The 17,766-nt window shown below is 62.5% G+C and carries 10 protein-coding genes and 1 tRNA gene; 5 read left to right on the top strand and 6 right to left on the bottom strand.

Translation table 11 applies throughout. The annotated features are described in order from the left end of the window. Window positions 1-59: 59 nt before the first annotated feature. On the bottom strand, window positions 60-1,769 hold the full coding sequence (locus tag FJ527_RS00730) for a calcium-binding protein (RefSeq protein ID WP_140660802.1): 1,710 nt from the start codon (window positions 1,767-1,769) through the stop codon (window positions 60-62). A gap of 403 nt (window positions 1,770-2,172) precedes the next feature. On the opposite strand from FJ527_RS00730, the gene FJ527_RS00735 reads away from it, so the two are divergent. The 3 genes from FJ527_RS00735 to FJ527_RS00745 all read left to right on the top strand — a co-directional run bounded on the left by FJ527_RS00735 (window position 2,173) and on the right by FJ527_RS00745 (window position 6,437). Further along, a complete protein-coding gene (locus FJ527_RS00735) occupies window positions 2,173-3,927 on the top strand; it encodes a type I secretion system permease/ATPase (RefSeq protein WP_140614642.1) in 1,755 nt (584 codons plus the stop codon). Beyond that, entirely contained in the window at window positions 3,920-5,311 is a 1,392-nt protein-coding gene (locus FJ527_RS00740) for an HlyD family type I secretion periplasmic adaptor subunit (protein ID WP_140660800.1), read from the top strand. Before FJ527_RS00735 ends, FJ527_RS00740 begins: the two co-directional genes overlap by 8 nt. 106 nt (window positions 5,312-5,417) lie before the next feature. Beyond that, window positions 5,418-6,437, top strand: a complete 1,020-nt coding sequence (locus FJ527_RS00745) for an NAD-dependent epimerase (RefSeq protein WP_140821188.1) — start codon at window positions 5,418-5,420, stop codon at window positions 6,435-6,437. A 217-nt stretch (window positions 6,438-6,654) separates the two neighbouring features. On the opposite strand, the gene FJ527_RS00750 is transcribed toward FJ527_RS00745, so the two are convergent. Both FJ527_RS00750 and FJ527_RS00755 read right to left on the bottom strand, forming a co-directional pair. Further along, a tRNA-His gene (locus tag FJ527_RS00750) sits at window positions 6,655-6,731 on the bottom strand. Window positions 6,732-7,082: 351 nt separating this feature from the next. After that, window positions 7,083-7,541: a phasin gene (locus tag FJ527_RS00755; RefSeq protein WP_140614645.1), complete on the bottom strand. Its 459-nt coding sequence runs from the start codon at window positions 7,539-7,541 to the stop codon at window positions 7,083-7,085. 248 nt (window positions 7,542-7,789) lie between these two features. Between FJ527_RS00755 and FJ527_RS00760 the strand changes: the two genes are divergently transcribed. Next, window positions 7,790-11,686 carry a PAS domain S-box protein gene (locus tag FJ527_RS00760; protein ID WP_140821190.1) on the top strand — a complete coding sequence of 1,299 codons (3,897 nt, stop codon included), beginning with the start codon at window positions 7,790-7,792 and terminating at the stop codon, window positions 11,684-11,686. 246 nt (window positions 11,687-11,932) lie between these two features. Here FJ527_RS00760 and FJ527_RS00765 read toward each other — a convergent pair whose 3' ends face one another. Further along, the gene (locus FJ527_RS00765) at window positions 11,933-13,891 is read right to left on the bottom strand and encodes an acetoacetate--CoA ligase (protein ID WP_140821192.1); all 1,959 of its coding nucleotides are present in this window, start codon (window positions 13,889-13,891) and stop codon (window positions 11,933-11,935) included. A 204-nt stretch (window positions 13,892-14,095) separates the two neighbouring features. Here FJ527_RS00765 and FJ527_RS00770 point away from each other — a divergent pair, with 204 nt between their 5' ends. Continuing rightward, window positions 14,096-15,949, top strand: a complete 1,854-nt coding sequence (locus FJ527_RS00770; RefSeq protein WP_140614648.1) for an AsmA family protein — start codon at window positions 14,096-14,098, stop codon at window positions 15,947-15,949. A gap of 26 nt (window positions 15,950-15,975) precedes the next feature. Here FJ527_RS00770 and FJ527_RS00775 read toward each other — a convergent pair whose 3' ends face one another. Continuing rightward, on the bottom strand, window positions 15,976-16,794 hold the full coding sequence (locus FJ527_RS00775) for an ABC transporter permease subunit (protein WP_015316315.1): 819 nt from the start codon (window positions 16,792-16,794) through the stop codon (window positions 15,976-15,978). Beyond that, on the bottom strand, window positions 16,791-17,759 hold the full coding sequence (locus FJ527_RS00780; RefSeq protein ID WP_015316314.1) for an ABC transporter permease subunit: 969 nt from the start codon (window positions 17,757-17,759) through the stop codon (window positions 16,791-16,793). The genes FJ527_RS00775 and FJ527_RS00780 overlap by 4 nt, the downstream gene beginning before the upstream one ends. Window positions 17,760-17,766 lie beyond the last annotated feature (7 nt).

A 17,766-nucleotide genomic window follows, 5' to 3' on the forward strand; every position in this document is an offset into this window, starting at 1 on the left:
GAGCGGAGGAGCCGACCGGCAGGAGCGCTCAGCTCCTGCCGGAAGCACAATTGCGTGCGTCAAACCACGAAAAAGGAGCTCGCGCCAATTGAGAGATGCGGAGCAACGGTCGCAAACTGCGTCTGAGCATGGCCGCCGATACCGTCACTGTCGAAAGAGAGCGCGCCGGTCGAACTGTTATAGATGACGTGGTCGCTTCCATCATGCGCACCTTTGCCGATGTGGAAGTTCGCGGCCGAAAGGGCGCCCTGCTGGAGTCCGGTGAATACGCTGTGATCAAGTTGGATCTTGTCCTGGGAAACCTTGAAGTCGGTTATCTTGTCGATATTTCCAGAGCCAAGCGCGGTGTTGAACACGAAGACGTCCTTGCCGCCAAAGCCCGTCAGCGTATCGGAACCACCCCCGCCATTGATCTTGTTGGCGCCGGCATTTCCTTGGATCGTCTGGGCAAACTCGTTGCCGGTCAGGTTGATTTGCCCCGTTCCCGAAGCCTGCGTGGTCGCAAGTTTCTCGACGGATGAGCCCGCCGAGAGAGCATAGCTCACCGAGGCGAACACCGCGTCCTTGCCGTTGCCTGGCTGCTCCACCACCTTGTCATGCACATTGTCGACAAAATAGGTGTCGTTGCCGCCATAGCCTTTCATTGTATCGGCGCCGCCTCGACCATCGATCTTGTTGGCGCCGTAATTGCCATTGATCGCCTGGCCGAACTCGTTGCCCGTCAAGTTGATCGTATGTGTGCCGCCCGTCTTGTCGGTCGAGAGTTGCTCGACATGCGAACCAGCAGACAATGCGTAGCTGACCGAGGCGACCACCTTGTCGAAGCCGCCGCCTGATGCCTCCATCACCTTATCATGTGCATTGTTGACATAGTAAACGTCGTCCCCGCTGGTCGAATGAAATACGTCCGCGCCAGGGCCGCCATGGAAGATGTGATGGGTCGACTGCGTGGGATCGGGGACAGTCGGCGTGGTGGGCGTAGGCGTTGTCGGCTCAGAACTCGGAGGCGGTGTCGAAGGACTAGGGCTGGCGAGGTTGTGCTGGCGAAAAACGGCCTGCAACTCAGGGGAGTTCTCCAGGGCGGTGTCGCCATTCTGAGAACCCCAGGCATACGCATAGTCGAAGGCTGGGGACGGAACCAACTTTGCCCAGTGATCGATCATCGTTTGCATTTGGGTCGACGTCGGCATGACGTGCTTGCCGCCGGTGTCCGTCTGCCAACCGCCGCCGCCAAATGTCTGATATACAGGAACGATCTTGTCAGCCGGAATGCCTGATTTCACGGCCGCAGCCACGGCTCTGTCGATCATGTTGTAGTCGACGCTGCTTATCCCCGTGCGAACCGGGTATGGGTCCAGTCCATAGTAGTCGATCCCGGTGTTGGCGGGATTATAGGTGTTGGAAAAGTCCGGGTTGGTGGACGACCCCATATTCATCATGGTGATGAAGGTCTTGGCGCCCGGGAAATGGGAATGGATCCAGTCGGATTCAGCCTTCAGATTTGCCGCACTCGCGTAGGTGCCCCATCTGCCGGTAGGATCCGGCTCGTCCATCAGGAAAAATCCAAACACTTTTGGATTGTTGAGGAAGGGCGTGACTTTTTCGATGAACGACGAGGTCACCCCGTCATGAGCGCTTAGATAGACAAGCCCCTTCATTCCGCTGGGCAGCTCATTGACCTGCGAAAGATACTGAACGTCCGCCAGGTTAAATCCGGCGCCCGCAACTTCGGCAGCCGAACCGCCTGATGCATAATGGAGAGTCGCCATGCGTTTTCCTTCTTGTTTGGCAACACCCCGCCCTGGATGGGGGTTAGACCGAAAGCTACATTAGATGAAAATCACATACCAACATCTTTGAACGAAGTTTTTGATCGCTGTGGGGATGGCCACATCAACGGGTCGGTGCAATTTACTGTAAAGTCAGTGGCTTGCAGAGAAATCTGCGGGTTTTCCACTGACGACCGCATGCACAGTTCTCCACTGTTTTCACAGGCACCCCTCTCCCCACCGCGACTCCCGGCCACGATTTCGCTTCATTTTGCATAAAGTTCGCCATATGTTAGCGAGCCATCATGTCCCGGGGGCACATGTGATATGGTGGAATCAGAAAAGGTTACCTTCGGATGAACAAAGAAAGACACACGACAACGTCGTGTCATAGCAATAAGCTATGAATAAAGAACCACAAAACGCCTCTCCGCTACGCTCCGCAATACTGGACTGCCTGCCTGGGATAGCTGGCATCGGACTCTTTTCCGCAATGATAAACATCCTTGCGTTGACCGGATCCGTTTACATGCTGCAGGTCTATGATCGCGTCCTGCCGTCGCAAAGCGTCCCGACCTTGGTCGGGTTTACCATCGGAATGCTGGGCCTCTACGCGGCCTACGGTCTGCTCGATTTCGTGCGGCTTCGCCTGCTGGTCCGAATCGCCAGTCGATTCTACTGCAGTTTACAGCAGAGAACATTCGCGATTTCGTTGCTTCTTCCGCTCAGGGCCGGTCGAGAAGCGGACCGGGTGCTTCCGTTGCGGGACCTGGATCAGTTGCGCGCATTCCTTTCGGGAACGGGGCCGACGGTTCTTTTCGACGCGCCATGGATCCCGTTTTATCTGCTCATTATCTACATGTTGCATCCGTCGCTCGGCGTGCTTGCGACCCTCGGCTCCGTCGCCGTCGTCGTGCTGACCATCGTGGCTGAGATCATCAGCCGCCGCCCTGCGGCGCTGGCGTCCGAAGCGATCCTGACACAGCGCGCGCTTGCTGATTCCGGCCGTCGGAACGCCGAGGTGGTCCACGCCATGGGCCTCTCCGAACGGCTGGCGGGGCGCTGGGGCGAAGTCACTCACGCTTATCTCTCCTATCAGGAGCGGCTCTCCGACATCGTGGGTGGAATCAGCTCGCTGTCGAAGGCGCTTAGGATGGTGCTGCAATCTTCGGTGCTAGGGCTCGGCGCGTATCTCGTCATCGGAGGCGAAGCATCCCCTGGCGTGATCATCGCGTCGTCGATATTGCTGGGTCGCGCGCTAGCCCCGGTCGATGCGGCGATTGCGAACTGGCGGGGTTTCCTGTCCACCCGGCAGAGCTATTCCCAGTTGAAAGCGGCGCTCCGTGCGTTCGAGAGTCCAATCGAATCCATGAAGTTGCCGCCGCCAGAGGCTCGTCTGGCGGTCGATAGTTTGGCGGTAGCGCCTCCGGGTACACCCAGGCCGACGCTCATCGATGTAAGCTTCCAGCTTTCGAGCGGCGCGGGAATGGCCGTTATCGGCCCAAGCGGCTCGGGAAAGACAACATTGGTGCGCGCGCTGGTGGGAGTTTGGAGCCCTCTGCACGGCACGGTACGGCTGGACGGGGCCTCTCTCGACCAGTGGGACGCGCAACGGCTCGGCGCCCACATTGGCTATCTGCCGCAAGATGTTGAACTGTTCGACGGGACGGTGGCGGACAATATTTCGAGATTTGGCGGCAAGAGCGACCCCCAGGGCGTGCTCGCCGCGGCGAAAGCCGCGGGCGTCCACTCGATGATCATGCATCTGCCGGCAGGCTTCCAGACGCGCATCGGCGAGGGAGGAAGAGCGCTGTCGGCAGGGCAAAGGCAGCTTATCGGCCTTGCCCGGGCGCTCTACGGCAACCCGTTCCTGGTCGTGCTGGACGAGCCAAACTCAAATCTCGACGTTGAAGGTGACGCCGCCCTGGCCGGAGCCATCATGGCCGTCCGCCAGCGTGGGGGTATTGTGATCGTTGTTGCACACAGGCCATCTGCCCTCACCAACATCGATCAGGTCATGGTCCTGGCGGATGGCAGGCTGCGCACCTTCGGCTCGCGCGAGGAAGTGCTTGCCGGCATGCGGCGGCCGCCCTCGCCTGCCGCGCAACGTCCATCTTCGATCGCGCCCATCCACTCGGGAGTGACCGGACATGCGTGACATCTTGCCCCGCGTGCTTGCGTTCATGCCGACACTTGCCCGGTTCGGAACTCGATACCAGCCCGCCGAAACCGACTTGCCAAAGGTGCCAGGCAGCATCCCTGCGCCAGGGACCCTTTGGCCAAGCATGACGCTGGGGCTCGTTGTGACTGGCCTGCTGGTGGTCGGCGGCGGAGCATGGCTTGGCTTGACCAAGATAGCTGGTGCCGTGATCGCGCCCGCCACGGTGGTGGTCGAAAGCAACATCAAGAAGGTCCAGCACCAGACCGGCGGCACGATCGGCGGCATCTTTGCGCAAGACGGCGACCATGTTCGGGCCGGTGACATATTGGTCCGGCTGGACGGCACGCTGCCACGGGCCAATCTGCAGATCATCAGCGAAGATCTTGATCGCACCACGGTGCGGCTTGCGCGACTGGAGGCCGAACGCGGCGGTTTGCGTGAAATGCAGCTTCCAGCCGGCCTTGAGGCCGGGATGCCAAAGCCGGAGCTGGCCGCCCTTGTCAGCGGCGAGCGCGCTCTGTTCGAAACCCGTGCCTCGGCATTGGCCGGGCAGAAGGCGCTCTTGTCGAGCCAAACAAAGCAACTCGAGCGTCAGATCGATGGCCTGAAGGCGCAGCAGGTTGCAGCCGATGAATCAGCGGCGCTGCTGAGCACTGACCTTACGGATGTCGATGCCCTCTATTCGAAGAAACTGGTATCCAAAGAGAGGATCAGCAACGTCAGGCTGGATGCGACGCGAGCCAAGGGCGAGTCGGGGCGACTTGCAGCCGCGGTAGCAGAGGCACAGGCCAAGATCAGCGAGATCGAGTTGCAAATCCTGCAGCTCGACGAGCAACGGCGAAGCGATGTGACCGGTGAACTGCGCGAGACTGAAGCCAAGCGCACCGAACTCAACGAACGCAAGATCGTGGCGCAAGACGAACTGACCAAAACCGAGATCCGCGCTCCGCAATCCGGCACAGTTCAGCAGTCGTCCGTTCACACTGTCGGCGGCGTGGTCGCCCCGGGCGAACTGCTGATGACGATCGTTCCCGAGGCCGACAACCTTGTCGTGGACGCGTTGATCCCTCCTTCCCGCATAGACGACGTCAACCCGGGACAGAGCGTTTCGATCCGGTTTCCAGCTTTCGATGCCGGGACTACCCCTGTTTGCAACGGCTCCGTCAAGTACATCTCGGCGGACCTGATCAAAGATCCGCAACGCCAGCTTTCGTACTTTTCGGCCCGTATCAAGGTCGACAGTCAGTCGGAGTGCTTGAAGGAAGCCAGGCAACTCAGACCGGGCATGCCAGCGGAAGTTCACATCCGCACGGATGAACGCAATGTCTGGTCGTATATGCTGAAACCTCTCACGGACCAGATTTCCAGGGCTTTCCGCTAAGCAGGCCTGGAATTCCGCATGCCGGGTCCAGCCCGAGAGCCATGGGCTGGACATATCATGCGTCCGCAGGATGCCGGTTTCGCGGCGCAACCTATAATGCCTTCTGATGAAGGTACTGGTCACCGGCGCTGCCGGCTTCATAGGCTATCATGTCGCCAGGCGGCTCCTGGAGCGCGGTGACGAGGTCGTCGGCATCGACAGCATCAACGATTACTACGACCCGCAAATCAAGCAGGCGCGGCTGCGGCTCCTGGACGAGGCGAGCCGCAAGACCAATGCCGGCTATCATTTCATCCATGGCGATCTCGCCGACAGGGGCGTGGTCGACGGCTGCTTTGCCGACCATGGCTTCGACCGGGTGATCCATCTCGCCGCCCAGGCCGGCGTGCGCTACAGCCTGGAAAATCCGCGTGCCTATGTCGAGAGCAACATTATCGCCTACACCAACATGCTCGAGGCCTGCCGCGGCAGCCGTGTCGGGCACCTGACCTATGCCAGCACCTCGAGCGTCTACGGCGCCAACACCGACATGCCGTTTTCCGAGCATCGGCCGGCCGACCATCCGCTGCAGTTCTACGCCGCCACCAAGCGTGCCAACGAACTGATGGCGCACAGCTACAGCCACCTGTTCGGCCTGCCGACCACGGGGCTGCGCTTCTTCACCGTGTACGGCCCCTGGGGCCGCCCTGACATGGCGCTGTTCCTGTTCACCAGGAGCATCCTGGCCGGTGAGCCGATCAAGCTGTTCAACAACGGCAACCACACGCGCGACTTCACCTATGTCGAGGACATCGCCGAGGGCGTGATCCGTGCCAGCGACAGCCCCGCCGCGGCCAACCCGGCCTGGGATTCCGGCCGTCCGGATCCGGCGACCAGCAGCGCGCCCTGGCGCATCTTCAACATCGGCAACAACAACCCGGTGAAGCTGACCGCCTATGTCGAGGCGCTGGAAAACGCGCTCGGCCGCAAGGCGGTGATCGAGCTGCTGCCGCTGCAGGCCGGCGACGTGCCCGACACCTTCGCCGACACTTCGGCGCTGCAGGCGGCGGTCAGCTATCGCCCCCGCACCTCCGTCACCGAGGGGGTGGGGCGGTTCGTCGAGTGGTACCAGGATTTCTACAGCTGACGGGTCGGGTTCGCGAGGCCCGGGCCGCAGCCGACGGTTTAAGAGCGGGGCGTGGTTTTGCGGGTCGAGCCATCACTTACTGATGCGCCGGAACACCGCGAAAGTTGCGGTGCGCGAGAGCAAGGGGCGCAGCATCGAAGGCGATGCAATCAGGAAAGGACCCGCTATTGGAAAAACCTTCTCCAATAGTTTCGACCGGTTATGGGGAGAGTGCTAGTGGTACCGTTGGCTGGGATCGAACCAGCGACCTCCGGATCCACAATCCGGCGCTCTAACCATCTGAGCTACAACGGCACGTCTTAACGTTGGTAGCAGGATCGGGGTGGAAGGTTCACTCTCCGCGATCCGCTCTTTCGTTCGGCGATGCGTCCTTACGGGCTTATGAATTCTAATTCAAGGCTTTTGCAAAGCAAAGGCCACTTCCCCACAGCGGCGCCCCTTTCGCCGGGCAAAGAAAAAGGCCGGCGGGAGGAGGTGCCGGCCTTTTCCTGTTACGAGCCAGCGGGAGGAGGTGCTGGCTGGTCACCCCGAAGAGCAGAGGGAGGAGGTTCCACTTGCCGGGTATTCGCTCGGTCGCCACTGTCTCACATCTATTTGTCCGACAAAATGCGACCTTTTGTTGCATCCGCGGACGATGCGCACTTGTTAGGCGGCCTTGATTTCCTTGATCGCCTTCTCGAAGGCGGTCTTGATCGGCTTCGAGACGTCCTCGGCCGCCTTGGAGGCAACGGCCTGGAAGTCCTTGGCCTGCTCGACGGTCAGTTCGACGCGCTTACGCAGGAACGCGGTCTGCAACTCGATGACTTCCGACAGCGACTTCGCGCCGATCAGGGCTTCGAGATGCGAGAAGCCGGCCTCGGCGTTGGCGCGCAGCGCGGTGATGGTCTTGAGCGACAGGTCGCTGGAAACAGCCTTGGCGGTTTCGTAGGTCGACTCCAGGGCCTTCTGGGTCTCCTCGGCACCGGTCTTGAGCTTGGCGTAGGCCTCCTTCGACTGCTCAACGCCCTTTTCGGCGAAAGCGCGGATCTGGTCGGTGGCCTTGGAAGCGTCGAAGCTCGGGAATTCAACGTTTTCAATCGTCTCGGCGGTCTTGGTCCTGGACATTTTCCATCCTTTTCAGCGGCAGCGGCTTTGACAGAAAGCCGTCTCGTTCATGTATGATGGCAATATAAAGGCAAATCTTGTGCATTGCAATATCTTTGTTGCAGTGCACAAAAAAATGTTTTCGGACGTTAACCAAACGGCCAAAATTCAGCCTTTGCACGTTCTGGCTTGTGGACCTTCGTGGCTGCGGCTTTTATTAACAAAGCGTTAACTGCAAATTCGCCGCTCCGTGAGGGTTCGCCAAGCGCATGCCGTCCGAATATTCCTTCCTCGACGTCGCCGTGCTTGACGCGGTCCGCCAGCGGTTTGCCGCCGGCGACGCAATCGCGATCCTGTCGGTGGACCTCGAGCAGGTGATCTGGGCCAACGGGCCGGGCGCCGCCATGTTCGGCTATCGCGACATCGAAGCGATCATTGGGGCCTCGGCCCGGCTGCCGCTGGTCGCACGCCGCCAGGTCATGGCGACCAGCGGTTTTCCCCAGATCGGGGTCGATCGATCGATCACCGTGCGCCTGGCGACCGGCATGACCAGTCGTGCCGTCGGCTTTCTCGCCAGTGCCGTGACCCTGCCCGACGGCGAGAATGCCATCATGCTGGCGGTGCCGGCCGCGCAGACCGGCTCGCGCAGTGCCGCCGAGATCGCCGGCCGGGCAATCAGCGGCTTTACCGAAGACGGCCATTTCATCGCCTTCATCGATGCCAAGGGCAATGTCGAGGCCGCCTCGGAGGGATTTTCGGCGCTTGGCATCCAGCCCGCGACACTGGCGGCCCTGGTGGCAGACGTCGCGGCCGAGGGCGAGCGCATCGTCAAGCGCCTCGTTCCGGGCGGCAGGACCTCCTACCCCGCCGGTCTCGCCCGGCTGACGCCGGAGCGGCATCTGCTGGTGGTGATAGACGAGGACCAACTCGAGGACAGCGCGGCTCCGGCAGACGGTTCGCCCGCGACCACGGAAAGCCCTGCCGAGGAGGTTGGCGTTCGGATGGTGGGAACCGCCGCGACAGAGGCGAGCGAGCGGTTGCCCGTCGCTGCCGCGACCGAGCACGAACACGTCCCTTCCGAACCCATGGCTGGCGAGATGCCGGAGCCGACAGCGCGGGAAATCGAGGAGCCGGCCGGGCCGACACCCGCTGCCGCCGACAATGATCAGCCGGCGGCGGGCACGCCGGGGCAGCACGATCATTGGTATTTCAATGCCGGAGAAGACGACGCGCCAGCCGCGCCGGAACCGAAACACGTGGCAGAGGCGGTCGGCACCGAAGCTGCGGTGCACAGCGTAAAGCAGGACGAGGCCACCTCGCCCGTAGCCCCGACCGCGACCATGGCCACCCGGACGATAGACCGCTCGGCCGCACCGCTGCGTTTTGTCTGGCGGACCGACGCCGAGGGTAAGTTCAGCGCCCTGTCGCCGGAATTCGCCGATATCGTCGGCCATCCGGCCGCCGACGTGATCGGCCGGCGCTTCCGAGATGTGGCGGCGGCCTTCGGCCTTGATGCATCCGGCGAGATCTCCGGCCTGCTGGAGCGGCGCGACACCTGGTCCGGCCGCTCGGTGCTGTGGCCGGTCGTCGGTACCGACCTGAAGATCCCTGTCGACCTGGCGGCATTGCCTGTCTATGGGCGCGGCCGCGCCTTCGAAGGCTTTCGCGGCTTCGGCGTCGCGCGAAGCGGGGATGCGGTCGTCGATCCGGAAGCGATCGGCATGGCCCTGGTGCCCAATGGCGAGATGCCGGCGGCACCCAAGCCGAAAACCGTGGAGACAATGCCGGAAGACCCAAAGGCCGAAGAACCAAAAGCATCGGATCCGTTCAAGGGCGAAGTGCCGGCGCTGACCATCGTCCCGAAACCGGAGCGGCGCTTTGCCGACAAGGTCATCCGGTTGGCCGAACACCGGCAGCCGGCCAACGACAAGGGACTGTCCTCGCTGGAACGCAGCGCATTCCGCGAGATCGGCGAGCGGCTGAAAAAAGACAGTTCCACGGCAGAGCCGCCGGCGGCAGCCGAGCCGGCAAGGCAGGCGGAACAAGGTGCCGGAATAGGGTCCTTGCCCGGGCCGCACGACGCGGCCAAGCCGGAGGCCGATGCGAAGCCGCGGGCGGATATCGCCGACCCGAATGCCGGACCAGCAGGCTTGAGCCAAGAACCGGCGAGCGGCCCGGCGCATGAGATGGCAGCGCCCGATGCGGAAGACGAGCCGGATGCGGGCGAATTTTCCCCAAGCGATGCCGAGGATCAGAGGGATCTGGCGCGGCTCGACGGTGCGCAACCGGACCAGGCCGAACAACAGGCGCCGGCCTCCGGATCCCCGCCGCCGGAGGCCTCGGGCTCCCTGCTCGACTATGCCGCCCACGATAGCGACAAAGAGGCGGCGACGGCCGAGGATGGCGAGGCTGCGGCCCAGGCAGAACCTGCCCAAGCACCGGCCGATGACGACAGCATGACGTCAGACGATTTTCGCGACGCCGAGGATGACGAGGATTGGGCCGGCGACGCAGCAACTGCATCCGGCGATCAAGCGATTGCGGCCACCGGCGGAACCGGCGGCACGCATCACGCGGCCGAGACGCTCATCCAGCCGCCACGGCTGCAGGTACCGCCGCTCAAGACCGAAGGGTTCATGCCGTCGGCTTTTTCCGTCGGCACAGAAAACAAGACGCCCGATACATCGCTGCTCGGCAAGCTGCCGGTGCCGCTGATCATCCATTCAGGCGACCAGTTGCACTATGCCAACGAGGAATTCCTCGACCTGACCAGGTACGCGACGCTGGAGGACCTCGAGGATGCGGGCGGCCTCGGCGCTTTGTTTGCCGATCCCTATGCCGATGACGGCGCCTCCGACGGCAGCGACCGGGCGCTGCGGCTGAAGACGCGCGACGGGCAGGAATTCCCGATCGACGCCATCCTGCGCTCCGTGCCCTGGCGCGACGGCAAGGCCCTGATGCTGGTCGTTCGCCGTTCCGGCGAGGATGATGCGCCCGCGGCGGCGCATGCGATCGGCGAGGAGCCGACGCAGCCCGACATTTCCGAGCTCAAGGCACGCATCGCCGAGATGCGCACCATCATCGACACAGCTACCGACGGGGTCGTGCTGATCGGCAGCGACGGCACCATCCGTTCGATCAGCCGCCCGGCCGAGGCGCTGTTCGGTTTCGACAGCGACGAGGTGACCGGCAAGCCGTTCGCCTCGCTGTTTGCCATCGAGAGCCAGCGCGCGGCGCGCGACTATCTCACCGGCCTGTCGGAGCCTGGTGTGGCGAGCGTCTTGAACGACGGCCGCGAGGTGATCGGCCGCGAAGCACAGGGACGCTTCATCCCGCTGTTCATGACCATCGGCCGGTTGCCCAACGACAGCGGCTTCTGTGCCGTGGTGCGCGACATCACGCAGTGGAAGCGGGCCGAAGAGGATCTCACCCAGGCGCGTGCGGTGGCCGAACGCGCCTCCTCGCAGAAGACAGATTTCCTCGCCCGCATCAGCCATGAGATCCGCACGCCGCTCAACGCCATCATCGGCTTTTCCGAACTGATGGTCGACGAGAAGTTCGGGCCGGTGGCCAACGACCGCTACCGCGATTATCTGCGCGACATCAACCGCTCGGGCAACCACGTGCTCGATCTGGTCAACGACCTCCTGGATATCTCGAAGATCGAGGCCGGCCAGCAGGAAATGGCTTATGAGGCGGTGTCGCTCAACGATACACTGGCCGAAACCGTGGCGATGATGCAGCCCCAGGCCAACCGCGAACGCGTCATCATCCGCTCCAGCTTCGCCTCGCGGCTGCCGGAAGTGGTGGCGGACCTGCGCAGCGTGCGCCAGATCGCGCTCAACATCCTGTCCAACGCCGTGCGCTATACCCAGGCTGGCGGCCAGGTGATCGTCTCGACCGCCTACGAGACCTCGGGCGACGTCGTCATGCGGGTGCGCGACACCGGCATCGGCATGAGCCAGGCCGAGATCGAGCAGGCGCTGAAGCCGTTCAAGCAGATCAATGCGCTGAAGCGCGGGCGCGGCGACGGCACCGGCCTTGGCCTGCCGCTGACCAAGGCGATGGTGGAAGCCAACCGCGCCCGCTTCACCATCAATTCGACGCCCGGCGAAGGCACGCTGGTGGAGGTTGCGTTCCCCTCGACCCGGGTGCTCGCGGAGTAGCAAGCCAAGAAAAAAGGCGCCCGGTAAGGACGCCTTAGGAAATTGGATTGCTGTCACAACGGGGGCTTGAGCTGAATTCAGATCCTCGGGGCTGAGGAACGGGATTTCTCCCTCAAGTTACGTGCGACTATCGACGCCGGGCCTTAACAAGTCCTTACCGGGGCGCCAAAAAATTTACGAATGTGTACCACTCGTGAAATCTAGGTAAATTCGTGCGACATATTTCGTTAACCATGGCGGTCGTGGTCACTGCGCGAGCTGCGGCAAGTCGCGGAACAGTTCCAGCGCTTCCGGGTTGGCCAGCGCTTCCTTGTTCTTGATGGCGCGGCCGTGGACCACGTCGCGCACCGCAAGCTCGGTGATCTTGCCCGACTTGGTGCGGGGGATGTCGGAGACGGCGACGATCCTGGCCGGAACATGGCGTGGGCTGGCGCCGCTGCGGATCTTGGCCCGGATGCGCTTTTCGAGATCGTCATCGAGCTTGACGCCGGCGGCAAGCCGCACGAACAGCACGACGCGCACATCATTGTCGAAATCCTGGCCGATGCACAGCGCCTCGAGGATTTCCGGCATCTGCTCGACCTGGTTGTAGATCTCGGCCGTGCCGATGCGCACGCCGCCGGGGTTGAGCGTCGCGTCGGAGCGGCCATGGATGACCATGCCGCCATGATCGGTCCATTCGGCGAAATCGCCATGGCACCAGACATTGTCGAAACGCTCGAAATAGGCCGCCTGGTATTTCCTGCCGTCGGGATCGTTCCAGAAGCCGATCGGCATGGACGGGAAAGCCCTGGTGCACACCAGCTCTCCCTTCTCCTGCCGGACCGGCTTGCCGTCATCGTCCCAGACGTCGACGGCGAGGCCGAGGCCCGGCCCCTGGATCTCGCCGGTCCAGACCGGCTGGGTCGGCACGCCGAGCACGAAGCACGAGACGATATCGGTGCCCCCGGACACCGAGGCAAGGTGCACGTCCTTCTTGATGCCATCATAGACGAAGCGGAAATCCTCGGGCGAAAGCGGCGATCCGGTGGAGGATATGGCGCGTATCGTCGACAGATCATGGCTGCGGATCGGCTTGAGGCCGGCCTTGCGCACTGAATCGATGAACTTGGCCGAGGTGCCGAAAAAGGTCATCTTCTCAGCGTCGGCGAAATCGAACAGCACATTGCCGTCGGGATAGAAGGGAGAACCGTCGTAGAGCAGCAACGTGGCGCCGGAAGCGAGGCCCGAAACCAGCCAGTTCCACATCATCCAGCCGCAGGTGGTGAAATAGAAGAAGCGGTCGCCATCGCCGAGGCCGGCATGCAACCGGTGTTCCTTGACATGCTGAATGAGCGTGCCGCCGGCCGAATGGACGATGCATTTGGGAACGCCGGTGGTACCGGACGAAAACAGGATGTAGAGCGGATGCGAAAACGGCAGCCCCTCGAAGGTGACGGGCCTGACGGCAAAGGGCGACAGGGCCTCTTCCATCGCCACTGCCTTGTCGATGGTATCAGCCACGTCGGCGGAGGTGCCAAGATAGTCGACGAGCAGGACTTTGCGGACGCCGCCGAGCCTGGCCGCGACCGCCTTGACCTTGTCGGCGACCTCGATCGCCTTGCCATTATACCAATAGCCGTCCGGCGCGATGAAGATGACGGGCTCGATCTGGCCGAACCTATCGAGCACGCCCTGCTCGCCGAAATCGGGAGAACAGGATGACCACACCGCCCCGATGGAGGCCGCCGCCAGCATGGCGGCGACGGCTTCGGGCATGTTGGGCATCATCGCCGCTATACGGTCACCCTTCTTCACCTTGAGCGCCAGGAAAAGCTGCTGCAGGCGCGAGACCAGGCCATGCAGTTCATTCCACGACAGCCGCCTCTCGACCTTGTCCTCGCCGCGAAAGACGATGGCCTCGCCAGCGCCGGTCTTTTTCAGAAGGTTTTCGGCGAAATTCAAAGATGCGTCCGGAAAGAAAGAGGCGCCGGGCATCTTCTCGCCGTCGAGCAGCAGTCGTTCACCCTTGTCGCCTTCAAGACCGCAGAAATCCCAGACGAGACCCCAGAACGCCTCCCGGTTCTCGACCGACCAGAGGTGGAGGTCGGCATAGGACGAGAATGGACTGCCGGTACTCGCTGCCGCGGCCTTCATGAAAGCGGTCAATGGCGAGGCATCAATCTGGTCTTGCGTCGGGGTCCAGAGCGGTAGTTCGCCAGCCATGATCGATCCTCCCACGGTCGCCATCGCTTATGCATATCGCTGCGCGGCAGAGCAAGATTTTGTTGGGCCGATGCGGTCAGGTGTGCGCAAATGCCATCGCCGGGCCATAAAGACTTGAAATGCGTCGGCCCTAAGTCGTAGTGACGACAGGGGTTATACCCGTCGGACGCTCGTTTTTGTCGGAATGGAAGCATACGGGGCTATATGCCATCATCCTTGATCCGCCGCGGAGTATGGGCGATCGGCGCTGCCGCGATCGTCATCGCTCTGGTGGTCGCGGCCCTGCCGCTGATCGCCTCGACGCGGATCGTGCGTGACCGCATCGCGTGGGAATTGAGCGCCTGGAGTGGCTTTCGGGTTGCCATCGAGGGGTCGCCACGAATCGAGGTCTGGCCGAATTTCCGCGCGATCCTGACCGATGTGACGCTGTCAAAATGGACCGACGGCGATGCGCCGCCGGTCGTCGAAGCCGAACGGGTCGAGGTCGACCTCTCGGCCATGGCGGCATTGCAGGGCGATGTGGTGTTTTCCACGGCACGACTGGTGCGGCCGACGATCCGGGTCCAGCGCACGGCCGACGGTCTGTTCCTGCCCACGGCGCCGACCGGCGGGCGCATCGCGCGCTCGATCGACGCGGCCCGTGGCCTGGTCAACGCCGACCCCGCCAAGCCCGACCTCGATAAACTGCCGGCCGATACTTTCGGCACAGTGGAGTTCAGGGACGGCCGCATGGTGGCGTCCGTCAACGGCAAGGATGAAGAGATCCTGAGCAGTCTTAGCGGCCAGGCCAACTGGGCGGCGATGAACAGCAATGCGACGCTGTCCGCGACCGGGATCTGGCGTGGCGAAAGCGTGACCGTGGACGCCGCCTCGCCGAGGCCGCTGGTGCTGTTTGCCGGGGGCATGGCGCCGCTGACCCTGTCCTTCAAGGCGGCGCCGGCCACCTTTTCCTTCGACGGCACGGCCAGCATGTCCGAAAACGCCTATTTCGACGGCCAGGTAAAATTCGCGGCTCCTTCGCTGCGCCGCGTACTGGAATGGTCGCAGGCCGGCATCGCGCCGAGCGCCGCGATCGGCTCGGTCAGCATTTCCAGCAAGGTCACGGCATCGGCCGGACGCGTCAAGTTCGAGAACACGGCGCTGGCGCTGGACAACAATCCGGGCATGGGTGCGCTGGACGTGTCGCTTGGCGAGGCACAGCCGGTGATCTCGGGCACACTTGCCTTCGACACGCTCGACCTCAGGTCGTTTCTATCCGCCTTCACGTCGCTGGGACCGGCGAGCAGCGGCGAACCAGGTCAGATCGACACGAGTTTCGCCGACCGGGTCAACCTCGATCTCAGGCTATCGGCGGCGCATGCCACGGCGGGGAGCATCCAGCTTGCCGATGTCGCGGCCACCGCGCAGGTCAAGGACGGCCTTTCCGTCTTTGACATCTCCGACGCCTCCGCCTTCGGCGGCAACATCCAGACCAGCCTTCGTTTCGACCGCAAGCCCGAGGGCACTCAGGTCGAGATCCGGCTGCTGGCCTCCGATGTCGATGGCGGGGCGTTCGGCACCGCGGCCGGGATGACCCGGCTGGTGCCGGTCGGCACGGGCACCGTCTCGGTCATCCTCAAGGGACCAGGAAGGACCTGGGATTCGGTTTTTGAGAACGCCGACGGCTCTGTCTCGGCGACCTTTGGCCCTGGCGCGCTCAGCAAGTTCAACCTGCCGGCCTTTCTCAAGCATACCGAACAGGGCGGCTTCTTCGCGCTCGACGATGTCTCGGACGGGACGCTGCCCATCGATGGCGCCGAAGTGAAGGCAACCATTTCGCGAGGCGTGGCCAGACTGGACAAGGCCGAGGCCAATTCGGCGAAATACAAGATCTGGCTTTCCGGCATCGCATCCTACGCAGGACGCGGACTGGCGCTGTCGGGCGGTGTCATCCAGCCGGATCAGCCAGCAACGCAGAAGAGCGGCCAGCAGGGACCCAACCAGTCGTCGTTTTTCGTCGGCGGAACCTGGAGCACGCCGTTCATTTCACCCATCAGCCGCGGCGTTTCGGGCGAATAAGGCCTGGCCCCTCAGTTGAAACGCTTCTAACCGCGTTGCGCGGCCCGCTCGTCAAGCTGCCGCTGCACCTCGCGCCGCTTATTGGCGACGGAAGCGATGATGACGCCAACCGTGACGATCGCGATCAGAAGGGTGCAGGCGGCATTGATCTCCGGCGTCACACCGAGGCGGACCTGGCTGTAGATCTTCATCGGCAGCGTGGTGGCGCCAGGGCCGGAAGCAAAGCTGGCGATGACCAGGTCGTCCAGTGACAGCGTGAAGGCCAGCATCCAACCAGACACGATCGCCGGCAGAATGACTGGCAGGGTGATCTGGAAAAAGGTCTTCACAGGTGGCGCGCCAAGATCCATGGCGGCTTCTTCCAGCGAGCGATCGAAGCTGACAAGCCGCGACTGCACGACAACAGCGACAAAGCACATCGTGAAGGTGATATGCGCGAGGATCACGGTCGTCATGCCGCGATCCATGCCGATTGCGACAAACAGCAGGAGCAGCGACAGGCCGGTAATGACGTCAGGCATGACCAATGGTGCGAAGATCATGCCGGAGAACAGGACCCTGCCCCGGAAGCGTGTGTAGCGGGTCAGCGCCAGGGCCCCCATTGTGCCGAGAACGGTGGCCACGGTCGCTGAAATCAGACCGACGCGGATGGTCACCCATGCGGCGTCCATCAGGCCCTGATTGTGGAACAGCGATACGTACCATTTGGTGGAAAAGCCGCCCCAGACGGTGACGAGCTTTGACTCGTTGAAGGAAAAGACGACGAGCAGCACGATCGGCAAATAGAGAAAGGCAAAACCGAGCGTGATCGAGGTGATGTTGAAGCGGCTCCAGGTGGTGTTCATTTGTCCTGCTCCTGCGCGCGGGCCTGGGCATGCTGGAACAACACGATCGGTACGATCAGCAGCAGCAGCAGGATGACGGCAACGGCCGACGACACCGGCCAGTCACGATTGGCGAAAAACTCGTTCCACAGCGTCTTGCCGATCATCAGCGTCTGCGAGCCGCCGAGCAAATCGGGGATGACGAACTCGCCGACGGCAGGGATGAACACCAGCAGGCAGCCGGCTATGACGCCGGGCAGCGACAGCGGAAAAGTGATCTTCCAGAAGGCTGACGTCGGCGGGCAGCCGAGGTCCTTGGCTGCCTCGATCAGCGAATAGTCCATTTTTTCCAGCGACGAATAAAGCGGCAGCACCATGAACGGCAGGTAGGAATAGACGATGCCGATGAAGATGGCCGTGTAGGTGTTGAGGATCACCAGCGGCTGGTTGATGATGTGCAGCGACAACAGCAGCTGGTTGAGCAGGCCCTCGGGCTTGAGGATGCCGATCCAGGCATAGACGCGGATCAGGAACGACGTCCAGAACGGCAGGATGACCAGCATCAGCAATGTCGGGCGGATTGTCGCCGGAGCGCGGGCCATGCCATATGCGATGGGATAGCCAACCAGCAGGGTCAGCACCGTCGAGATGGCAGCGATGACGACGCTGGTGAGATAGGCCTTGAAATAGAGTGCGTCCTGCGTCAGCCAGACATAATTGTCGAAGTTGAGGTCGCGAAAGCCGGCGAAGAAACCGGAAACGCCGTCCCTGAAATCGAGCACCGGCGTATAGGGTGGCATGGCGATAGCCGTCTGCGACAACGAGATCTTGAAGACGATGACAAAGGGGACAAGAAAGAAGAACAGCAGCCAGAGATAGGGAACGATGATGACGAGCCGGCTGACGAAGCCGGCACCGAGCCGCGTCAGGAACGGATTGGCGGCGGTCGGTGGCGCGGCGGCATCGGTAACGGCGATGTTGGACATGACCGCC

Source organism: Mesorhizobium sp. B2-4-18 (assembly GCF_006441385.1).
In the GTDB taxonomy this organism is placed as follows: Bacteria; Pseudomonadota; Alphaproteobacteria; order Rhizobiales; family Rhizobiaceae; genus Mesorhizobium; species Mesorhizobium australicum.

Coding starts and splice junctions, on each gene's coding strand:
- FJ527_RS00730 (WP_140660802.1), bottom strand. CDS start 1,769: ATGGCGACTCTCCATTATGCATCAGGCGGTTCGGCTGCCGAAGTTGCG.
- FJ527_RS00735 (WP_140614642.1), top strand. CDS start 2,173: ATGAATAAAGAACCACAAAACGCCTCTCCGCTACGCTCCGCAATACTG.
- FJ527_RS00740 (WP_140660800.1), top strand. CDS start 3,920: ATGCGTGACATCTTGCCCCGCGTGCTTGCGTTCATGCCGACACTTGCC.
- FJ527_RS00745 (WP_140821188.1), top strand. CDS start 5,418: ATGAAGGTACTGGTCACCGGCGCTGCCGGCTTCATAGGCTATCATGTC.
- FJ527_RS00755 (WP_140614645.1), bottom strand. CDS start 7,541: ATGTCCAGGACCAAGACCGCCGAGACGATTGAAAACGTTGAATTCCCG.
- FJ527_RS00760 (WP_140821190.1), top strand. CDS start 7,790: ATGCCGTCCGAATATTCCTTCCTCGACGTCGCCGTGCTTGACGCGGTC.
- FJ527_RS00765 (WP_140821192.1), bottom strand. CDS start 13,891: ATGGCTGGCGAACTACCGCTCTGGACCCCGACGCAAGACCAGATTGAT.
- FJ527_RS00770 (WP_140614648.1), top strand. CDS start 14,096: ATGCCATCATCCTTGATCCGCCGCGGAGTATGGGCGATCGGCGCTGCC.
- FJ527_RS00775 (WP_015316315.1), bottom strand. CDS start 16,794: ATGAACACCACCTGGAGCCGCTTCAACATCACCTCGATCACGCTCGGT.
- FJ527_RS00780 (WP_015316314.1), bottom strand. CDS start 17,759: ATGTCCAACATCGCCGTTACCGATGCCGCCGCGCCACCGACCGCCGCC.